Origin of the sequence: Sphingomonas sp. PP-CE-3A-406 (assembly GCF_003688625.1) — a bacterium.
GTDB lineage: Bacteria > Pseudomonadota > Alphaproteobacteria > Sphingomonadales > Sphingomonadaceae > Sphingomonas.
This window is the reverse complement of record NZ_RCWY01000001.1, coordinates 1,243,668-1,259,323: the sequence shown is the minus strand read 5'-3', so window position 1 is coordinate 1,259,323 and position 15,656 is coordinate 1,243,668. Positions and strand designations below refer to the sequence as shown.

Annotated in this window: 15 protein-coding genes; 5 read left to right on the top strand and 10 right to left on the bottom strand. The window is 57.2% G+C overall.

The window, feature by feature from the left end:
* Positions 1-232: 232 nt before the first annotated feature.
* A complete protein-coding gene (locus tag C8J44_RS05525; protein WP_183128700.1) occupies positions 233-1,423 on the bottom strand; it encodes a hypothetical protein in 1,191 nt (396 codons plus the stop codon).
* A gap of 668 nt (positions 1,424-2,091) precedes the next feature.
* On the opposite strand from C8J44_RS05525, the gene C8J44_RS05520 reads away from it, so the two are divergent.
* On the top strand, positions 2,092-2,565 hold the full coding sequence (locus C8J44_RS05520) for an HIT family protein (RefSeq protein ID WP_121903590.1): 474 nt from the start codon (positions 2,092-2,094) through the stop codon (positions 2,563-2,565).
* Positions 2,566-2,946: 381 nt separating this feature from the next.
* Here C8J44_RS05520 and C8J44_RS18155 read toward each other — a convergent pair whose 3' ends face one another.
* Positions 2,947-3,366: a hypothetical protein gene (locus C8J44_RS18155; RefSeq protein ID WP_147453135.1), complete on the bottom strand. Its 420-nt coding sequence runs from the start codon at positions 3,364-3,366 to the stop codon at positions 2,947-2,949.
* 345 nt (positions 3,367-3,711) lie between these two features.
* Here C8J44_RS18155 and C8J44_RS05515 point away from each other — a divergent pair, with 345 nt between their 5' ends.
* Positions 3,712-4,476, top strand: a complete 765-nt coding sequence (locus C8J44_RS05515; RefSeq protein WP_147453134.1) for a DUF3592 domain-containing protein — start codon at positions 3,712-3,714, stop codon at positions 4,474-4,476.
* Between the two features lie 737 nt (positions 4,477-5,213).
* Here C8J44_RS05515 and C8J44_RS18150 read toward each other — a convergent pair.
* Positions 5,214-6,269, bottom strand: a complete 1,056-nt coding sequence (locus tag C8J44_RS18150; protein ID WP_147453133.1) for a hypothetical protein — start codon at positions 6,267-6,269, stop codon at positions 5,214-5,216.
* 319 nt (positions 6,270-6,588) lie between these two features.
* Between C8J44_RS18150 and C8J44_RS05505 the strand changes: the two genes are divergently transcribed.
* Complete coding sequence (locus tag C8J44_RS05505) at positions 6,589-7,380, top strand: hypothetical protein (RefSeq protein ID WP_147453132.1); 792 nt, start codon at positions 6,589-6,591, stop codon at positions 7,378-7,380.
* A gap of 70 nt (positions 7,381-7,450) precedes the next feature.
* Here the strand turns inward: C8J44_RS05505 and C8J44_RS18145 are convergent, their stop codons facing one another.
* Both C8J44_RS18145 and C8J44_RS05495 read right to left on the bottom strand, forming a co-directional pair.
* A complete protein-coding gene (locus C8J44_RS18145; protein WP_132897179.1) occupies positions 7,451-7,768 on the bottom strand; it encodes a hypothetical protein in 318 nt (105 codons plus the stop codon).
* Positions 7,769-9,198: 1,430 nt separating this feature from the next.
* Positions 9,199-10,125 carry an EF-hand domain-containing protein gene (locus C8J44_RS05495; RefSeq protein ID WP_121903585.1) on the bottom strand — a complete coding sequence of 309 codons (927 nt, stop codon included), beginning with the start codon at positions 10,123-10,125 and terminating at the stop codon, positions 9,199-9,201.
* A 277-nt stretch (positions 10,126-10,402) separates the two neighbouring features.
* Here C8J44_RS05495 and C8J44_RS18140 point away from each other — a divergent pair, with 277 nt between their 5' ends.
* Together C8J44_RS18140 and C8J44_RS05490 are read left to right on the top strand one after the other, a co-directional pair.
* Positions 10,403-11,296 (top strand): hypothetical protein, encoded by an 894-nt coding sequence (locus tag C8J44_RS18140; RefSeq protein WP_147453131.1) that lies wholly within the window; start codon positions 10,403-10,405, stop codon positions 11,294-11,296.
* A 148-nt stretch (positions 11,297-11,444) separates the two neighbouring features.
* The gene (locus C8J44_RS05490) at positions 11,445-11,912 is read left to right on the top strand and encodes a hypothetical protein (RefSeq protein WP_121903584.1); all 468 of its coding nucleotides are present in this window, start codon (positions 11,445-11,447) and stop codon (positions 11,910-11,912) included.
* A gap of 597 nt (positions 11,913-12,509) precedes the next feature.
* Here the strand turns inward: C8J44_RS05490 and C8J44_RS05485 are convergent.
* Genes C8J44_RS05485 through C8J44_RS05465 form a run of 5 tightly spaced genes read right to left on the bottom strand, consistent with a single transcriptional unit; the run spans position 12,510 to position 15,365 of the window.
* A complete protein-coding gene (locus tag C8J44_RS05485) occupies positions 12,510-13,049 on the bottom strand; it encodes a hypothetical protein (protein WP_121903871.1) in 540 nt (179 codons plus the stop codon).
* A gap of 51 nt (positions 13,050-13,100) precedes the next feature.
* Positions 13,101-13,964: a hypothetical protein gene (locus tag C8J44_RS05480; protein WP_121903583.1), complete on the bottom strand. Its 864-nt coding sequence runs from the start codon at positions 13,962-13,964 to the stop codon at positions 13,101-13,103.
* A 49-nt stretch (positions 13,965-14,013) separates the two neighbouring features.
* A complete protein-coding gene (locus C8J44_RS05475) occupies positions 14,014-14,670 on the bottom strand; it encodes a hypothetical protein (protein WP_121903582.1) in 657 nt (218 codons plus the stop codon).
* A gap of 41 nt (positions 14,671-14,711) precedes the next feature.
* Positions 14,712-15,026 carry a hypothetical protein gene (locus C8J44_RS05470; RefSeq protein WP_147453130.1) on the bottom strand — a complete coding sequence of 105 codons (315 nt, stop codon included), beginning with the start codon at positions 15,024-15,026 and terminating at the stop codon, positions 14,712-14,714.
* 51 nt (positions 15,027-15,077) lie between these two features.
* Positions 15,078-15,365, bottom strand: coding sequence for a hypothetical protein (locus C8J44_RS05465; RefSeq protein ID WP_121903580.1), 288 nt, complete (start codon positions 15,363-15,365; stop codon positions 15,078-15,080).
* Positions 15,366-15,656 lie beyond the last annotated feature (291 nt).

Below are 15,656 nucleotides of genomic sequence, written 5' to 3'. Positions count from 1 at the left end.
GCCGGGCCAATGATGATTGCGTGTATCAGACGGTCCATGGTCAGCTTGGGCATGTTCATTCCAGACGTTCGCGAACGATATGTCGTACGGCAGCTTTTGTCAGAAGTGGAAGTTCAAAGTTAAGCCGGCCGGCGGTTTATAAGAAGCAATCTTAGGCCGGCTGCAGACTGGCCGCTTTCAGCAAACCATCCAATGAGCTGGACGTTCGGTAGCGTTCGGTCGCACCGCGCTTCTACTGTCCTCGCTTCTTTCCTTTTTTAAGGCCCTTTTCCGAGCTTGGTTTCGTCATTTTCCCCGATATCTTCGCCGCCTTCTTGGCAGCTTTCGCGGCCTTGGTCGCCTTGGTGTCGATGCCGCGCTGGGTCAGATCTATCCCGATGACGCGTATGTCCTCGACGCCGGGGTAGTCGTTAGCGATAAGCGTCCAGTGGCGCTGGAGCTCGTCGACCAGCATCTCGAACGTGTCAGCCCGTCGTCCGTTGGGCAAATCCCAGTACGACTTCGTGCCGAGGTAGACCAAAAGGAAGATGCCCCGGCTTGACCGGACGTCGCGCAGGTAGTCGCCGCACAGCTGGACCTCGAGTCGTTCGAAGAGGTGCGGTCCAGTCCATTTGTCTGCCAGCTTCAGCTCGGCCGGCACGGGTGCATCGAAGCCGACGCCGAAGAAGCGGAGGTCCGGCCGCTTGGCGTCCGCCAGTTCCTCTTCCTGCGGGACGACGTATCGTCCGGCAGCGCGGTCGCGGCACCATCCGCCGATGAACTTCCGAAACTCCGTCTCCCGGTCAACCGCCTGCAGGATCGATGCGATCGATGAGTCGCCATTCTCGAGGTCGTGCTTCAGCGCGTCGAGCTTGTCGACGGCGTGATACCAGAGTTCGCGGTGGTTCGCGGGTGTCGCGACGAGGGACTTTCCGAACTCGCGCACCTGTGCTGGGGCCCAGGCGTCGACGTCCGAATCAGCCGCGGCCTTCGCCTTCGCGTGGAAGCCCATCCAAGGTCTGCTTCCCTCATCAGGGTGCGCGCGCGCCATCTCGAGCAGCGCGAGGAACGCCGGTTTGCCAGGCGTCTCGCGGATAAAGGCGATGAGCGCGTTGCGCGCGTCCTGCGCGTCGTCGCGCAGGCCCGGCGAGTAGACGCCCTTGCCGGCACGCCGAATGTCATCCTCCTGCCGTATATAGCGAGCCATAAGGAGGTAGAGCGACTTCATGTGCTCAACCGTGCGGAAGGCCTGGCGCGCGCGACCTTCCTGCGAACGACCACCGAACAGGGTGACAACGAAGGCGAGCGCAAGCTTCGTCTGCTCTGCCGGATCGTTCAAGCCGGCGAACCGAGCCGCGAGCGCGGGGATCGCCGCATCCGGGTCGACGCCGACCCATGTCGCGAACCATACCCGGCCGTTCCCGGCCAGCTTTCGCTGCCCCAACTTGGGTCATTGGTTCATATCGCGTGACGACGCCCATTGGCCCAGCGGAAGGGCGAGGATTGTGACAAAGCGGTCACTAAGATAGTCCGCGCGAACGGCGGGATCAGATAAAAGCAGACGCTCGAGGTGTGAGTCTGCAGAGGGCAAACGCTCGGATGTGGCCGCGTCGGGTCAGCCTTTAGGGTAGGTGCGCTCGGAACTCATTTCCGCTTTGCACGATCGCTTCGAACCGCTCGCATTGAGCCGTTTTTAGGCACCCGTTTGTTAAACGATCGCCTTGCCTAAATGACTAACAAAGCGCGGTTTTGTAGTATCCGCGTGGGCGGGAAGCACCTGTCCAGAAAACGACCGTTTGTTGAACATACACGGACGGTGGTGCTGAGGGTGTTGTGTACATCAGCACCCGGCTTCAGGTTCGGGTATAGTCGTCACCCCATATCCGCCCAAGAGCCATCGGCATCTTTCCCAGTTTGCCATCAAAATTCGCAATTTCGAGAATTTCAAATTGGGAACAGATTTTGAGAAAGCGCATCCGTCTGCGGCTGTCAGCCGGATCGACGGGGCAGGTTTCCCGGTCAACGTTCGTTTGTGGGAATGTCTTTTGGGTCTGGATCGAGGCCGGTTAGAAGCCGATCCACCCGCTTGGATTAGGTCGAAGGCAGAGCACCGTGACGGAATCACATGATTGCATTTTCTGCAAAATCGTTGCGCGCACAGCGCCCTCGCATGTCATTTGGGAAGACGAAAAGCATCTCGCCTTCCTGTCCATATTCCCGAACACTGAGGGATTTTCAGTCGTAATCCCCAAGGCTCATTATTCGAGCTACCTTTTCGACCAACCGGCTGAGGTGATCTCCGATCTGGTATTGGCAAGCGGGCAAGTCGCGAAGCTGCTCGACAGCCGACTGACCGACGTAGGCCGGACAGGAATGATATTTGAGGGCTTTGGTGTGGATCATCTGCACGCCAAGCTGTTTCCCATGCACGGGACTAAGGCGTCGGAGTGGACGCAACACAAGTCGAACATCTCGAAGTATTTCGATCATTATGAAGGCTACATATCGTCGCACGATTTTGAGCGTGCGGATGACGATGTGCTGGCGAAGCTGGCTCGACAGCTTCGCGCTAATCCAGCGGTATAGTACGCTTTCCCGATATTCGATCCCTCGCGAGAATGCGGGATCGTACTAGAACGACCAAACATTGCCACTCCGACAGCGAACCGCGCTACCTGAAACCGGACATTGCGTAACGACGGGATTCACACGAACCTTGTACGTAACCGCGTGACGCATTTGGTAGGCATATCGCTACGGCGGCCCAGCGAAGGGTGCCGGTTCGTTCCCCGGCCGTTTGAAACTTTGCCAGATGGCGGCTGAAAGCTAGCAGCCTTTCTCTAATAGAATACGACGTTCCCCCCGCGCTGAGCGCTTCCTGGTCGGAACGCTGACAACCCACCATGGCGTCAGCATACTTCATCTGAATCAGTCATTATCGCATGCGCAGGCCGTTATCTCGCAGGCTTATTGAATAACGATTTGACTAGCGTCGCGCACAAAAACGGTGTGCTGATATCGATTGAGGCTACGCGGTTGCCCCGCGAGCATGTTAGCTACTGGAAGGAGCTTCAGCTCGCCTTTGACTGTGATGTTCTTTCCAATCAGCGCATTTTCCGGTTTTGAACCCAAACGCTTTTCCAGCATATCCGCTACTATTGGCGTGATGTTGAACGTGATGTCATTTGGCGACCGATAATCGGCGTCGGAGTTCAAGTACAGGGCGTTTGGCCGTCTTTCAGCAGCAGCTACCTTCATCGCGAAAACGCCCGTAGTTGCCCGATTAGGGTGGGCTTCGGCCAACGCTATTGCTTGTGGCGGGGACATTGGGATGGTTGCGCTTTCCGCTGTTGCGGTAGCTACAATGAAGCTGAGAAGTGCGATCACTGTCGTCACCTTTTTTTACCAGACTTTCCCTAGAGGTAAACGTCGGCACTGATGCTGGCTAATGACAATTCATTCATGAGATCAATTTGCGCCGGCATCGGCGCGATGCCAACTATCGCCCCCACATCCCCAAAAGCAGACGGGCCGCTTTTCTGCCAACCCGGACATTCGCGAAATTCGATCGAGTTTTAGGAATGTCCGGTTTGGGCAGGAAAGCCGACGGGCCGCTTTTAGTGACGCGTTTGTCATTAGCAGACGTTGCGGCAGAAGGTTAGCCTCCACTCGATAAACGCTTAGGCGATGGACATGTTAAGCCGCCTTCGGGAACGTTAGAATGGAAAGCAGGTGACCTCGTTGTTCGGTCCCAAAAAATCCTTACGGCGCGCAATCTTGATCGTTCTTGCGATAGGCATGCTGGTCTTCTGTGTCATCGCGCTACCCAGTGTCTTTGATCGCGGACATGTTATCGATGATATCGTTCACGGCGGAGCCTTCCAGATTGCGTTAATTTGCTGCGTACCAATGCTGCTTGCAATTATCGGCATCGGCTTCACGGCCCGCAATCCCGAGTCACGTCTCAATAGCCGACTTATAGTGTACCCTTATTCGTTGTTGGTCGTATTGAGCATAACGTTCCCGTTTATTGTCCCGCAAATTCATGACCGCGTGACAGCATCTGCTCTTGTTGCCCGCGGTGTCCCGGTGCAAGCGCGCTTTGTTCGGGAATTTGCCACCGAATGCGGTAGGTCTGGATTTTGTACCGTTAATATTGAGTACAGCTTCATTCCACATGGCCGAAATAATCTAGTCAATGGCTATACTCGGGTTGGTAGTTCAGCACGCGATCCTGATCCTGAATACAACTATATTATTAATACCCGCACAGTACCGATCCTCTATGATCCTGGCGACCCGACCCGATCAATGCTTTTTTGGAACGATCAGATCGCGCGACAGGCAACTTGGGGATACACATTGGGAATGATTGGTATATTCTTCGGAATTGGCGCTCTTGTTTGGGCGTTCTTCGTTGTCATCGTTGAGATTAGCATTCGCCAACAGCGAAGAAAAATAGCAAACAACGCTCTGCCGAGCGTGAGAAACGTTTAGGTCTCCGATCGCTCTCCTCCCCCGCCATCCGCATTAATGAAAACCTTTTAATCCTTACATTGGCAATGGCCGAGTTGGAGCGGTGGTGATGAACGAACGTCAACTTTCGAGACTGTGATTTGCCCAACTGAACGTCCAGGTGTGGTGAAAGCGGACATCAAGCCAACGCGTCATGAGGTGACTCCGTCTCGTGATCTGTCCGCCAAGCCGAACAGGCGTAGAACCTTTCAGCCGCGGTTGGAGCGCCGTTTAGCCTGCTCAGTCTGGTAGGCGTCGCTTCGTGCGCATTCGACTTTCGCCTTTGATCGATATCTATCTTTTTTGCACCGAGTGGCGATGCTCTGGGAAGAGATGATGTTGAGCTTTCCACCCTCGGCAACGCTTCCTGGTTGGTCCAGCCGTTGGGATTGAGCGGGACCGGAAGCCATTCCGACGATCAACATCGCATAAGCGAGGTACACCTGACGCATCCAGCTCTCCTTCGTAACCGCTTAACTCGGTCGCGCTTATCTTTCACATAGTCGTGGTGTCCGCAATTAGGCGGAGCTGCCGATACCTCCCTTCTCGCAAAGGATCGATTCCGAGAACGCCTGCGACGTCTCGATCAGCGTTCCTTTTCGAGAAATTTGGTGTGCCGTCGCGCAGAGGGGGATGGGCGCAGCATGAGCCCCGCCTCGACATGAACGAAGGGCCGAAGTTGGGCAGCAGAAATCACCCCGCGAATATCGACTTCTGGATCAATCTGCATGGCTCCCACCGACAGCGATAACTCCATCCTGATATGCCGGCCGCGCCCTGATCGCGATCGTACCGCGATCGGCATCATAAAGAACGTCATAGGCAAAATACGCCAGGAGACCCGATCGAATCCGCATGCCTTCCACTCGCGGATCGGCGACGGCATTGAACCTCGATGCCTGCATCCTGCGGCCCACGGTGAAACGGACTCCCATTGCCTCCGTATCGGTGCTGCCACCAAAAGTAAGCCGAGCTGTCGTGCCTTCGGTCCAGCCGTTATCGGCACGGTGGTTGACGAGTTCAATTCCCGGGGCGCCGCTATCGATCAACGTCGGCGCGCAGACGGGTTTTCCGTCGTTGTGCTGTAAACACGCACGCACTGCGTCATTCGATCGCGTTCGATGCGCGTCCGCCAAAAGAAGTGGCGTAAAACCGATGATCTGTTGCTCGCTCGGATTGAGGATTAGTTTCCCGATAGGCGTCTCGCCTGGCCTGGGTAGTTCGACGATCCACCGGTGGGCGCCAATCTCTTGAAATGGGTTTGGCAAGTCGGCGCTTGCCAAACCCACACCGAGTATGGCGCGAAACCCCTCGCCGGCGAGGCCATTGCCCTGAATACCGAACTGGCGGCGATCGACGTGCAAAGCAGGGCAATCGGGACGGGCAGCACTACATCCGATTGCACGAATATCTTGCCAGCGGGCGCTTTTGTGAAGGTCACCGACCGAAACTTCTGTGCGGACCACGGGGCCCTCAAGGGTGGTGCCGACGCCATAGCCGTATCTTTGTACCGGTCCAACTTCCTTCGTGGTGGCAGAATCTATAACGCCTGGGAGTACGCGCAGCCCAACCGAGCCGGTATCGAGACCGGCGTCGATCGGATGCCCGTCGACTTTGATCGTTATCGCGTAGCGTCGCGTCCCGTCAGACAAATCGACCTCGCGGATGGGAACCTGAACGGAAGCCGATTGGGTTTGGGCACCGCCCGGAAGAGCTGCAACCTGGGTGCCGGCTGCAAGGCAAATTATGACGAACGATGTTTTATCTCGAATCATCGGGCGATCCTTTGCACTGTATATTCCTTTTATCAGCAATCACGACGTACGCGATCATGCCGGCAGCGGCAGAGCTAAGTTGTGCGGTTCCCCGTACGTGAGCATCGGGGCGTGAATCAGACTGCATGATGAGCGTATAGACAGGGATAGCCGGGGAGGGCGCCGAACGAACGTATTTGGTTGTGCCGGGCAAAAAGTGCGTGATACCGTTGTTGCGCCTCCTGATATGAATGCTCGCTCGATGAGGGAGGCTATGCTGGAGATGATCCCGTCATAGTTTACCAACGAAGTGGCGACAGGTAACAACAGGAGTCGAGCCATGATCAAAACGTGTGTCACGGCCGCTTTCCTGTTTGGTTTGGCCACCGCGAGCGGTGCGGATGGCGCCGACCGATCAATAGCCACTGTCGCGCTTTCCGGTCCTTTTGCCACGCAGACGCCGTGGCGCTTGACGGTGACGCAAAGCGGGCATCCCGGTGTATCCGGCACCGGAGATCCCGAACCCGGCGTGGTTATGCCGTGCCTCCGGCATGCGGGTTCTTTGACCTGCGATCCCGCCCTAGACGTTCGCCTTGACCCCAATAGGCAGATGAGTGACTTCGACCAACCGCATTACCTGCGTATGGCGCGCGTCGCGTATCGACAGGCGGGCGATCGGGAGCCGCTGCTGATTGTCGTTCTGGCCAGCATTCACGCGGGTAACGGTGGTCAACTTGTCGGCACCCAGGCTTTTGCCTATCACCGAGATACCGACCGTTTCGTTAGTCTGTTTACGCATACCACCGGCACCAACAACAATCAGGAGGTACGCTTCGTCCAAGCGGGGCTGCTGCGCGGCGCCTTCGTCACAGTCGAGCCGACCACCGACGCGCCTTTCGGCTACTGGGTCACGGTCGCACGATCGAGCGACCCGACTGCGCCGTACCGTACCGTGCTGCGCTATCGCAGCGCGACAGGCTATAACGACGGCAACGCGCTGCCGGTGATCGATTCAGAAATGCCGGAAATACTGCAGCGCCTTTCGTTGTGGCGACCCGGGCAGCGGCTGCCGCTACCAGCGTCCGGCTGCTCGAAACCGACACTCAAGAACGGCGCGTTGTGGTGCATGTAATCGTCAGTCGCCGAACAGCACTGCCAGCCCGCTCAGTTTCTCGATCAACGATCGAGAAACGGGAAAGCCTCTACGCCACAGCCGCGAGGCTTTCTGCGCGCTGTAAGTCCTTAGGCCGCCCAAAAGCGGCGAGCATGGCTTGTAGGTCCGCCTTCTCGGGGACGAAGACAACCAAGCCAGCAACCTCAACGCGTTGCCGCGTCGCTGGCAGTACCGGCAGCCACGTCTCCCCTGACCGGCGGTGGAAGTCTGCCATGAACTCCACCGGCAACGGCGTCGTTCCGGTCCAAGTGCCGAAGATCTTCGACCGAAATGCAGCATGTGCCGATCCTTGCCGAAGCTGGATGCCGATCGTTGGCAGAATGCGTTGCGCATCGGCAATGCTCAACAGTACGTCCACGTCAGCTACGTGGCCTGGATCAGCCCCGTGCAAGGCGACGGCTGCGCTCGCGATAATCCACTACGGATCACGCGCCTCGACCATGAGATTTCCGACCGCGCCTAACGACGCCAAGAGGGGTGGGCTGACCGTCATCCGCTTTCAATAGCGTCTATTATCCCGCTTGGGATGGCATTGCGGGAAAGCGGGTGAAGACGGGTAGTATGGGTTATATGGCTTCATAGGCAGGAGCCGTCCGGCAATAGAGGCAAGTCGTGGCGATCACGTTGAGGTTGCAGAGGGGGCGAAATGCGTGATTTTTGCATCCGAGCGCCTACCGGGAATGTCGAATTTGTCACTTTCAGGGTGCTCAACAACGTGCTCTGCTGGGCACAACCTATGGGAAGTATCCGCATGGTTGATGCCTTTCTCCGCATGCCGTTACGGTTCTGGCTTCGCGTCGGCACCGTATTTTCCGTGCTTTGGTTAGTAATTATAAGTTTGGTGCGGTGGTCATGGCTATCACGCGAGCATTTGAGAATATACTTTCACAACCTTGGATCGTGCCATTTGCACGCAGTTGATTCCGGTAGCGCCTGCGTCAAACTTGCCGAGCATCAACTAGAGGTCAGTAGTAATTCTGTCTTGCCGTTATCTATCGGAACAAGCATTTTTCAGCTAGCGCTTATTTGGGCTCTTGGTGCTGTAATCGTCGGCGGCTCAAGATGGGTAAGCCGAACAGCAATACGATGATGATCGATTTTAATAAACCGTCATATCCATAATATACAAATTACTGAGTTTGTATCATGTCTGCAACCGTACCGATTTTGGTGCCGCATGTTAAGTAAGAGAACAACTGGGTGCAGATTCATTTTTGGTGGTATCAGTATCATACTTTTTGTGGCAATGATCTGGCTAAGGTCAAAGATTCCTTATAGCTCTGGTCTGTACAATATAATTTATTATCATTCGAGACCGCATAAGCCTGAGGATAACAATACATTTCTATTAATATTCCACTATTCTGCTGTCTTGCTACCGTAATTACTCCATTCTCCTTTAGTGGCAGTATTAAAAAAAGAGATGGCGCTGTACCCTATACTTATCCATTGTTCTTTATTGTATTCATCGCATTCGCGGTTGGTTGAATTGTTCGATTTAGTATCTTGGGGAAGTTTTATGGGATTTCAGGCTGAAAGGTTTATAGCACGTTGACCGAATCAGCCGACGAACCACACACCGTGATATACATAATAATCGCTAGGACTACGCAAACTAGTAGTACCGCCAACAACAAATATGGTGCTAACATTGATGGTTGGCGCATAAATGCTATCTCTGCGATAGGTTGGTCCCGCTCGATCCAACACTTGCGATTCTCTATCAGAGATTTATATGGGTTAATTCTTTTCATTTATAAGTTAGTAGGCATAAGCTTACCTTGTGATCTTAATCGTCACGGGCGACGAAATAGCCTTGGCATAGCGAGCCGGCGTTGCGCTAGGATCGAACAGAGAGACCATCGCCTGGACTTGGTAGATACCCGGCCCCGGGAAGATCGTTCGGGTCATTTCGTGGATGGCGACGCTAAAAGGGGCCTCTCCGCCGATAGAAGTCAGCTCGCCGGGCGCAAGCGGCGGTGGCGGCGGTGATCCTATCATTCTTTCTGCAGGCTCGACGAACTGGCCGGTCGACGATCTCACCAGAAAGACGATCCCGCGTGTCACCTGAACAAATGGGGAGATAGCGAGACCATCACTTGTTGCAGTAAGATCCACTGTAAACGTCGCCATGCCGCTCATCGGCGCTGCGCCGGCCTTCAACGCTATTTTGATAGGAGTCGCTGATCCCGACCACGTAGCCTGAGCGGGAGGATTCCATCTCTCGCCCGCCTGTCCGGCGTCCTTCGCACGTGATGAAGGACGTAGCGATACGCCTTCTGGCGTCCTCCCATCGCTTATGGTCTTTTGCATAAATGCCATTCGTTCTTCCGGCGTCACCACACCATCGTGGTTCGTATCCTGAAGCGCAAAAGCACGCTTTGCCGCGGCGATCTCTTCAGCGAGAGATATCCGACCATCCTTGTCGGTGTCGCCTGCTTGGAAAAGTGCTGCTGACAACGGCGGTAGCGGATGGGCGGTATCGGTTCCCGGTATTGCCAAACCGTTCATAGACTTCGTGATGAACCGGGCCATCTCTGTGGGGGTGACGTCTCCATCACCGTTTGCATCCATCTTCCTATGAAGCGCAGTGGCGCTCGCCAGAGCCGTCGCTTCGGTGTCACGACCCAACAGATCGGGGCTCGATATCGCGCCGGAAGCGGCAGCCTGTGCCGCAAGAATCAGAAGGAAAGGCATCACCATTTGCCAGCCTAGCCCCGGATGACATTACACGTTGCTGACGCGAGGATTAAATCGATCCCCCTCGGATGATTTTTGCATCAAGAGTGGGCGGTTACTCCATAGGTCAGGCCATTCTCAAAATTCGATCGATTTCGGGAACGCCTCGGCCGTCTCGCTGGCCGTTCCTTTTTGGGGAAATGAGCGAACAGCGGCGAAGGCCTAAACGGTAAGCAAATTCGGCTTCTACAAACCGCGGCTAGATAGCCGTCCGCCTTGGTAAAGCTTAATTCCTCGACGGTTGATCATCGCCTCGGTTTGCGGGATGGCGGGTGACCCTGCAAAATCTGCGGAGGCTAGGATCGAAGCAATGCGAACCCAAACTGTCATGATGATGGCCGTGCTTATATCGATTGGCGGGGCGGGTGCCGTCCCTCAAGCGACTGCGCAAACCAATGACAAAGCTTCCGAACGCAAAGCCAATCGGTCAGCCTCAACGCTCTATGAGGTGCTAAACGAGCAAGCGTCTTCGCGCAGCAAGCATTCTACGGGAGACGTTGGAACGCCGGTGCTCAAGCGTGATGCAAATGGTAGCGCATGCACTACTGATCAACTTGTCCATGCTTCGGTGGGTTCGAATATCACGAGCCGTATCAAGAATTCTATCGTACCACTGCAAAAAGGTATTCAGGTTCGTGACATCGCAATGCTGACATTGCCATGTGGCTTCAAAATAGATGACCGATCCGGTTGGAGTCTCTTTTTAACCAACGGTAGCGAGGTAAGGCGCTACATCGAAAATAACCCGTTCGGGTTCGCACCAGCATTTGGCTTTAGTGATCCGATCGAAAAGTCCTATACAATGAAATATGAAGACATTCCCCGTGAGAAGGTCCAGACAGATAGCTGCATCAATACAATAGCATCTATCAGTTCGAGCCTGAAGCTGTGCAGCAGCTTTGGAAATGAAAAATCCTTCTTTGGAATAGAGCGGAGCGATCATACTAGCCATCTAGGTCATTATGTCGTTCGAGACGGGGCTATTATTGAAGATTTTCCTTTGGCCAGTATTAATAAAGATGTGGATAGTATTTACTTTATTCCGCCCCCTGATGCATCCGGCGGTACTATCACGCTCATAGTGACCGATGGTCAAAACCGGTACAGGGCCTACGTGGACACTCCACGAGGGTAAGCTGCTTGCCGCCTCCGCTAACCGGCGTTCGGAAAGCGCGCGCATTCCCAAAATGCGATCGTTTGTGGGAAGCGGAGATGGCGCAGCCATGCTATAAAACACACACAATTGCCAGAGATCGAGGATCGTGATTTTACCGATAGCATCGATGCTCCTCAGTGCGGCGTCTTCAAACACCGCGATGGCGCCCGGCGTTACCGCCTTTGTAAAGGACAATCACCTTACGCGGTACAGCGTCGCATCGGTTGACCTGAATGGCGATAACCGCCCGGAAGCATTGATTTACGCTATGTCTACGTCCGCTGGTGGCAAGCAATCTGACCTCTGCGGGAGCGGAGGCTGCGACCTCTATGTCCTGTCCCTGACGCCAACCGGCTATCGGCAAATCTCGGATATTTCCATCACCCGTCCGCCGATCCGGGTCCTGCCGACCGCCACGCACGGATGGCGTGATCTGGGTGTCACCGTAGCGGGTGGCGGGGTCATCAAAGGGTACGAAGCGCGGTTGCGATTTGATGGTCGGAGCTACCCGACGAACCCTACCGTTCCTCCAGTTCTCCAATTGAAAACGACGATTGGAAAGGTGTTGATCGCCAACGACCCTCCTTTGCCGTAATTCCCGAAACTCGATCCCTTTTGAGAATCAGCGGATGCAGCGGTGTGCAGAAAACGGCCGTTTTCCGAACATCGCATACGGCCCGGCTAGAGCCGGCCCTTGCCGCGGGCCAATGTTCATCAACCGGTTCGGAAATCAATGTGCAGGAAACGCCAACGTACGTCAGCTACCCGCCCGAAGTGCTCGATAGCTGTCCAATGGGAATGACCCTTCGCCAGTCGGCCTCATGCTGGTGCCAAGTGACCTCAGGAACGACGGCGTTCAAGACCAGCTACCAGATGCGCTCTATGGCAAGGATCGGGCGACCGCCGATCGTCCTCTTGGCGCCTTCAGATGTCGGGTTCCGTCCGGAGCTGCCATCCGCAAGCCGCTCACGAACGGCTTGAGTTGGTCGTGAAGCGCCGTTCAACGGTGTCACGCGACAACGACGGCTATATTACGTCAGTGGTTTGAACGCAGATTGACCTTGAGCGACCCGGATCGAGACGCGGCCACTCGGTCAATCAGCGTCTGATAATAGATAGCCCCATTGCGGTTGCAAATCATTGGAGTCCAATCTTGAGAAGACCCTACGCAGCAATGGGGCTAAACGCAGCATCACGCCGCCTCGCTGAGCGTCTCCATCGGCACGCCGTCGGCATAGCTGCCGCCTGTAGGTACGAAGATCGAGCCGATCAGTTCGACGCCATGCACCCGCTCCGCCACCTCGCGCCAGCGGCGATGGGCGCGTTCGACGCCGCGTTTGATGCGGTTGCGTGGTGGCAGCGCCGAGGCGGTCAGGACATTGCGAGGGCCGACCGACCAGCGGTGCGTGTCCGCCAGGATCTCGACGGATGAGTCATCGCTAGCGAGGTAAAGCTGTACGTTGGCATGCCAGTTGACGTGGAGGGTGGCACGGGCGGCGAGCGAGACGCCGATCGGTCCGTCGACTATGGGCAAGCCGAATTGCACGAAGACCATGTCCCGGCCGGTCTGCTCGACGATGGCGGCGATCTCCAGCGCCTTGGCGAAGTTCTTGCGTCCGCCAGAGGCAAAAGCGACCGGATTTCCGATCGGTGCGTATTCTGGATAGCCCATCGCGATACGCAGGCCGTGGGTCCACGCCTGCATGATGTCGATCGAATGCTGGATAGTCATTTCGTTGATCTCCTGTTTCTTCCGCCCCTTCACTGAGGCTATCATCGCTGCTCAGCAGCAGGCCGAGGCTCCGAGAGTTCCCACTTTCCTGGCTTCTGCGGCGAAGGCCGCGGCAAGCAGGTCGTCGCCGTGTCGTCGCCAGTCGGCGGCGTAAGGCCTGTGCGCGCAGTGCTCTGCGACGAAGGTCGCGAGCCGCCGCGTCGTGTCGAGCGTCGAGACGCTGCCGCCGAGCAGATGCCGCCACCGCATCAGGAGCATGGTCGTGGTCAGTACATCGCCCTCGGCGACCGCCTTGACCGAGGACCATTTACCTTGGTCCATCAGCCGGCTGACCTGATCCGGCCGGCAGGTGAGCTTCGCAGGGATGTTCAGCTTAGCGGCGACCTCGGCGAGATGCGCGGATTTGGCGCCGGCGCACATCTCGGTCATGAGATCACAGTGACCCGACGCATCCCGTCGCCAAGGCGAGTGCAGTGCGGTCAATGACGTGGGCAGCCGCAGTCCCGCCGCGGCGGCGGCGAGCAAGATCTGTGGCAGGTCGGCTTGGAAACCGCCCCAACTGGTCAGCTGTACGCGGCCCAATCGCTCCATATCGGCGAGGAAGGCGGCCACAATTCCGGCCTCATCGAGTTCCGGGCAGCCCCGCGTTTCCATGCGGATCGGACGCAGTCCGTCATCGCCATCAGTCAGAATCAGCCAACTCAAAGCGACGATCTGCTGGCAGGGCCAACGCGGCGTAGCGCGGGGATCATGGCGGCGATCACGCGGGTGAAGATCGGCGATGTCGGCGGGGGTGCAGCGCTCGGCGGCGAGATAACGGCCGTGCACCTGATGGTCGTAGCGGCATTCGGCATCGAGGACGACGACATAGCCGGGGGTGGCGGTCTTCCAGATGCGGGTGGAATCGATATGCATGAATGGTCTCCTGTCGGACGCGGGGGTCCGAATTGCGGGCAGCGTGGGATTAGCGGGCAGTGCGTTGGCCGGTTCGCCAGCGATCAAGCGCACGAAGCGCGGCCTGAGCGGGATGGTTGGCGTCGTCGAAATCCCCGAACGACCTTGCCCAGCACTGCCAGCCGGCGATCGCCTCGCCGATCAACTCGCTGGAAGTTGTGGCCGGGTCCGGCAGCAGGGCCGTGGGCATGACGGCGTCGCATTCGTCGACGCGGGTTCCCAGCGGGCACACGCAAGGCATCAGCATCGCCCGTGCCTGACGCATATGCCACGTGTGTCCACGCGGCATGTCTCGCCAGCGAGCAGACGTGTCGGCGGCGGCGGATATGATGTTAGGATGCCTCAGAGGATCTGCCAGCGCCAGCAGGCGGCGCGGGACGCTGCCCCAGTTATTCCAACTGATGATGCCGGTGGCCGCTGGGATGCGCGGCTGCAGCCAGTCGAGCAGACTTAGCGGCGATTCGCCTTCCCCCAGACCCCGGGCGTTGGTGGCGAAGATATAACCACCACCAACCTCCGGTGTGACGGAGAGGAGCCCGATGCCGCACAAGATCCTGGAGTCCGGTCGGTGACCGGCTGCGGGACAAGCGCCTATGGTTCGCACGGCAAGTGCGATCGAGGCAGGCGCGTAGCCGCGCTGCTCAATAGATAGATCGATGAGAGACATGAATATTCCTTAGAGATGTGCCACGCTGCGGCCGGTTGAAGTCAGTCGGCGACGGACAGCAGGTCGGCGACGTGGGCCTGCGCGGCGGGATGATCCGCTTGTTCGAGCCAGGCAGCAAATTGGCGGCTGATGGCAGCGGCGATGCTCCGACTGACCGGATTGATCGATGCAAGGCGGCGTATCAGCAGCCGGAACGACGCGATCACGTTGAGCTGGGCATCCTGTTCCAGCCCATTGACATCGCAGCGTATCCAGTCGGCGAAGCGCCGACCGGCATCGGCGGGCGCGCACAGGATTGCCGAACAGGCGCAGGCCTGTTCGAACGCGACCGGAGTCCCCGCGCTACGGGCGGTCAAGTCGAGTGCATACTGCTGGCCGCAGCCCGCCATTGCGCGCAGGACCGGCGACTATTCGGCCCCAGGTAGACGGTCGACCATGGCGACGGCGTCGTTCAGCCGATAGCCGGCAATCGTCACGCCTTCGCGCATCAGATGCTGGTCTAGCCAGAGCAGCAGCTTATCCGTGGGATCGGACGGTCGCAGGATGCAGCTATCGAGGCTGAAGAGGACCTGCGGTCCTTGCAGCGTCGCGGTCAAGACGGCTGCCCCGACGGGCATCTGTCGTTCGACGCCGACATGATTGCCGACATCGAGCGAGGCGACGTGCAGTGTGGTGATGATGGGTGTGGGTGACATGAGGCGGAGTGCTCCGGACGCACGCCTGCCGCCGCCCGCTGATGCAGGCAGAATGACAAGCATGAAGGCTGGGGATGACCGGTGCGATAGACCGGCCGACGATGAAGAACTTGAAAGAGGCCGACCGGCGGCTGCCGATCTGTTTTTCCTTTCTTTCAAACCCTTCGCTTCATCCGTCGTCACGGATCAGCGCCATCGGCGCCTTTTCCATGCTGCCGACATGGCAGCCCCTTCCGCGAATGCGCCGCGACTGTCGCAACTCGTTAAGGCCTGGCTTATAGCCTAAGGTGG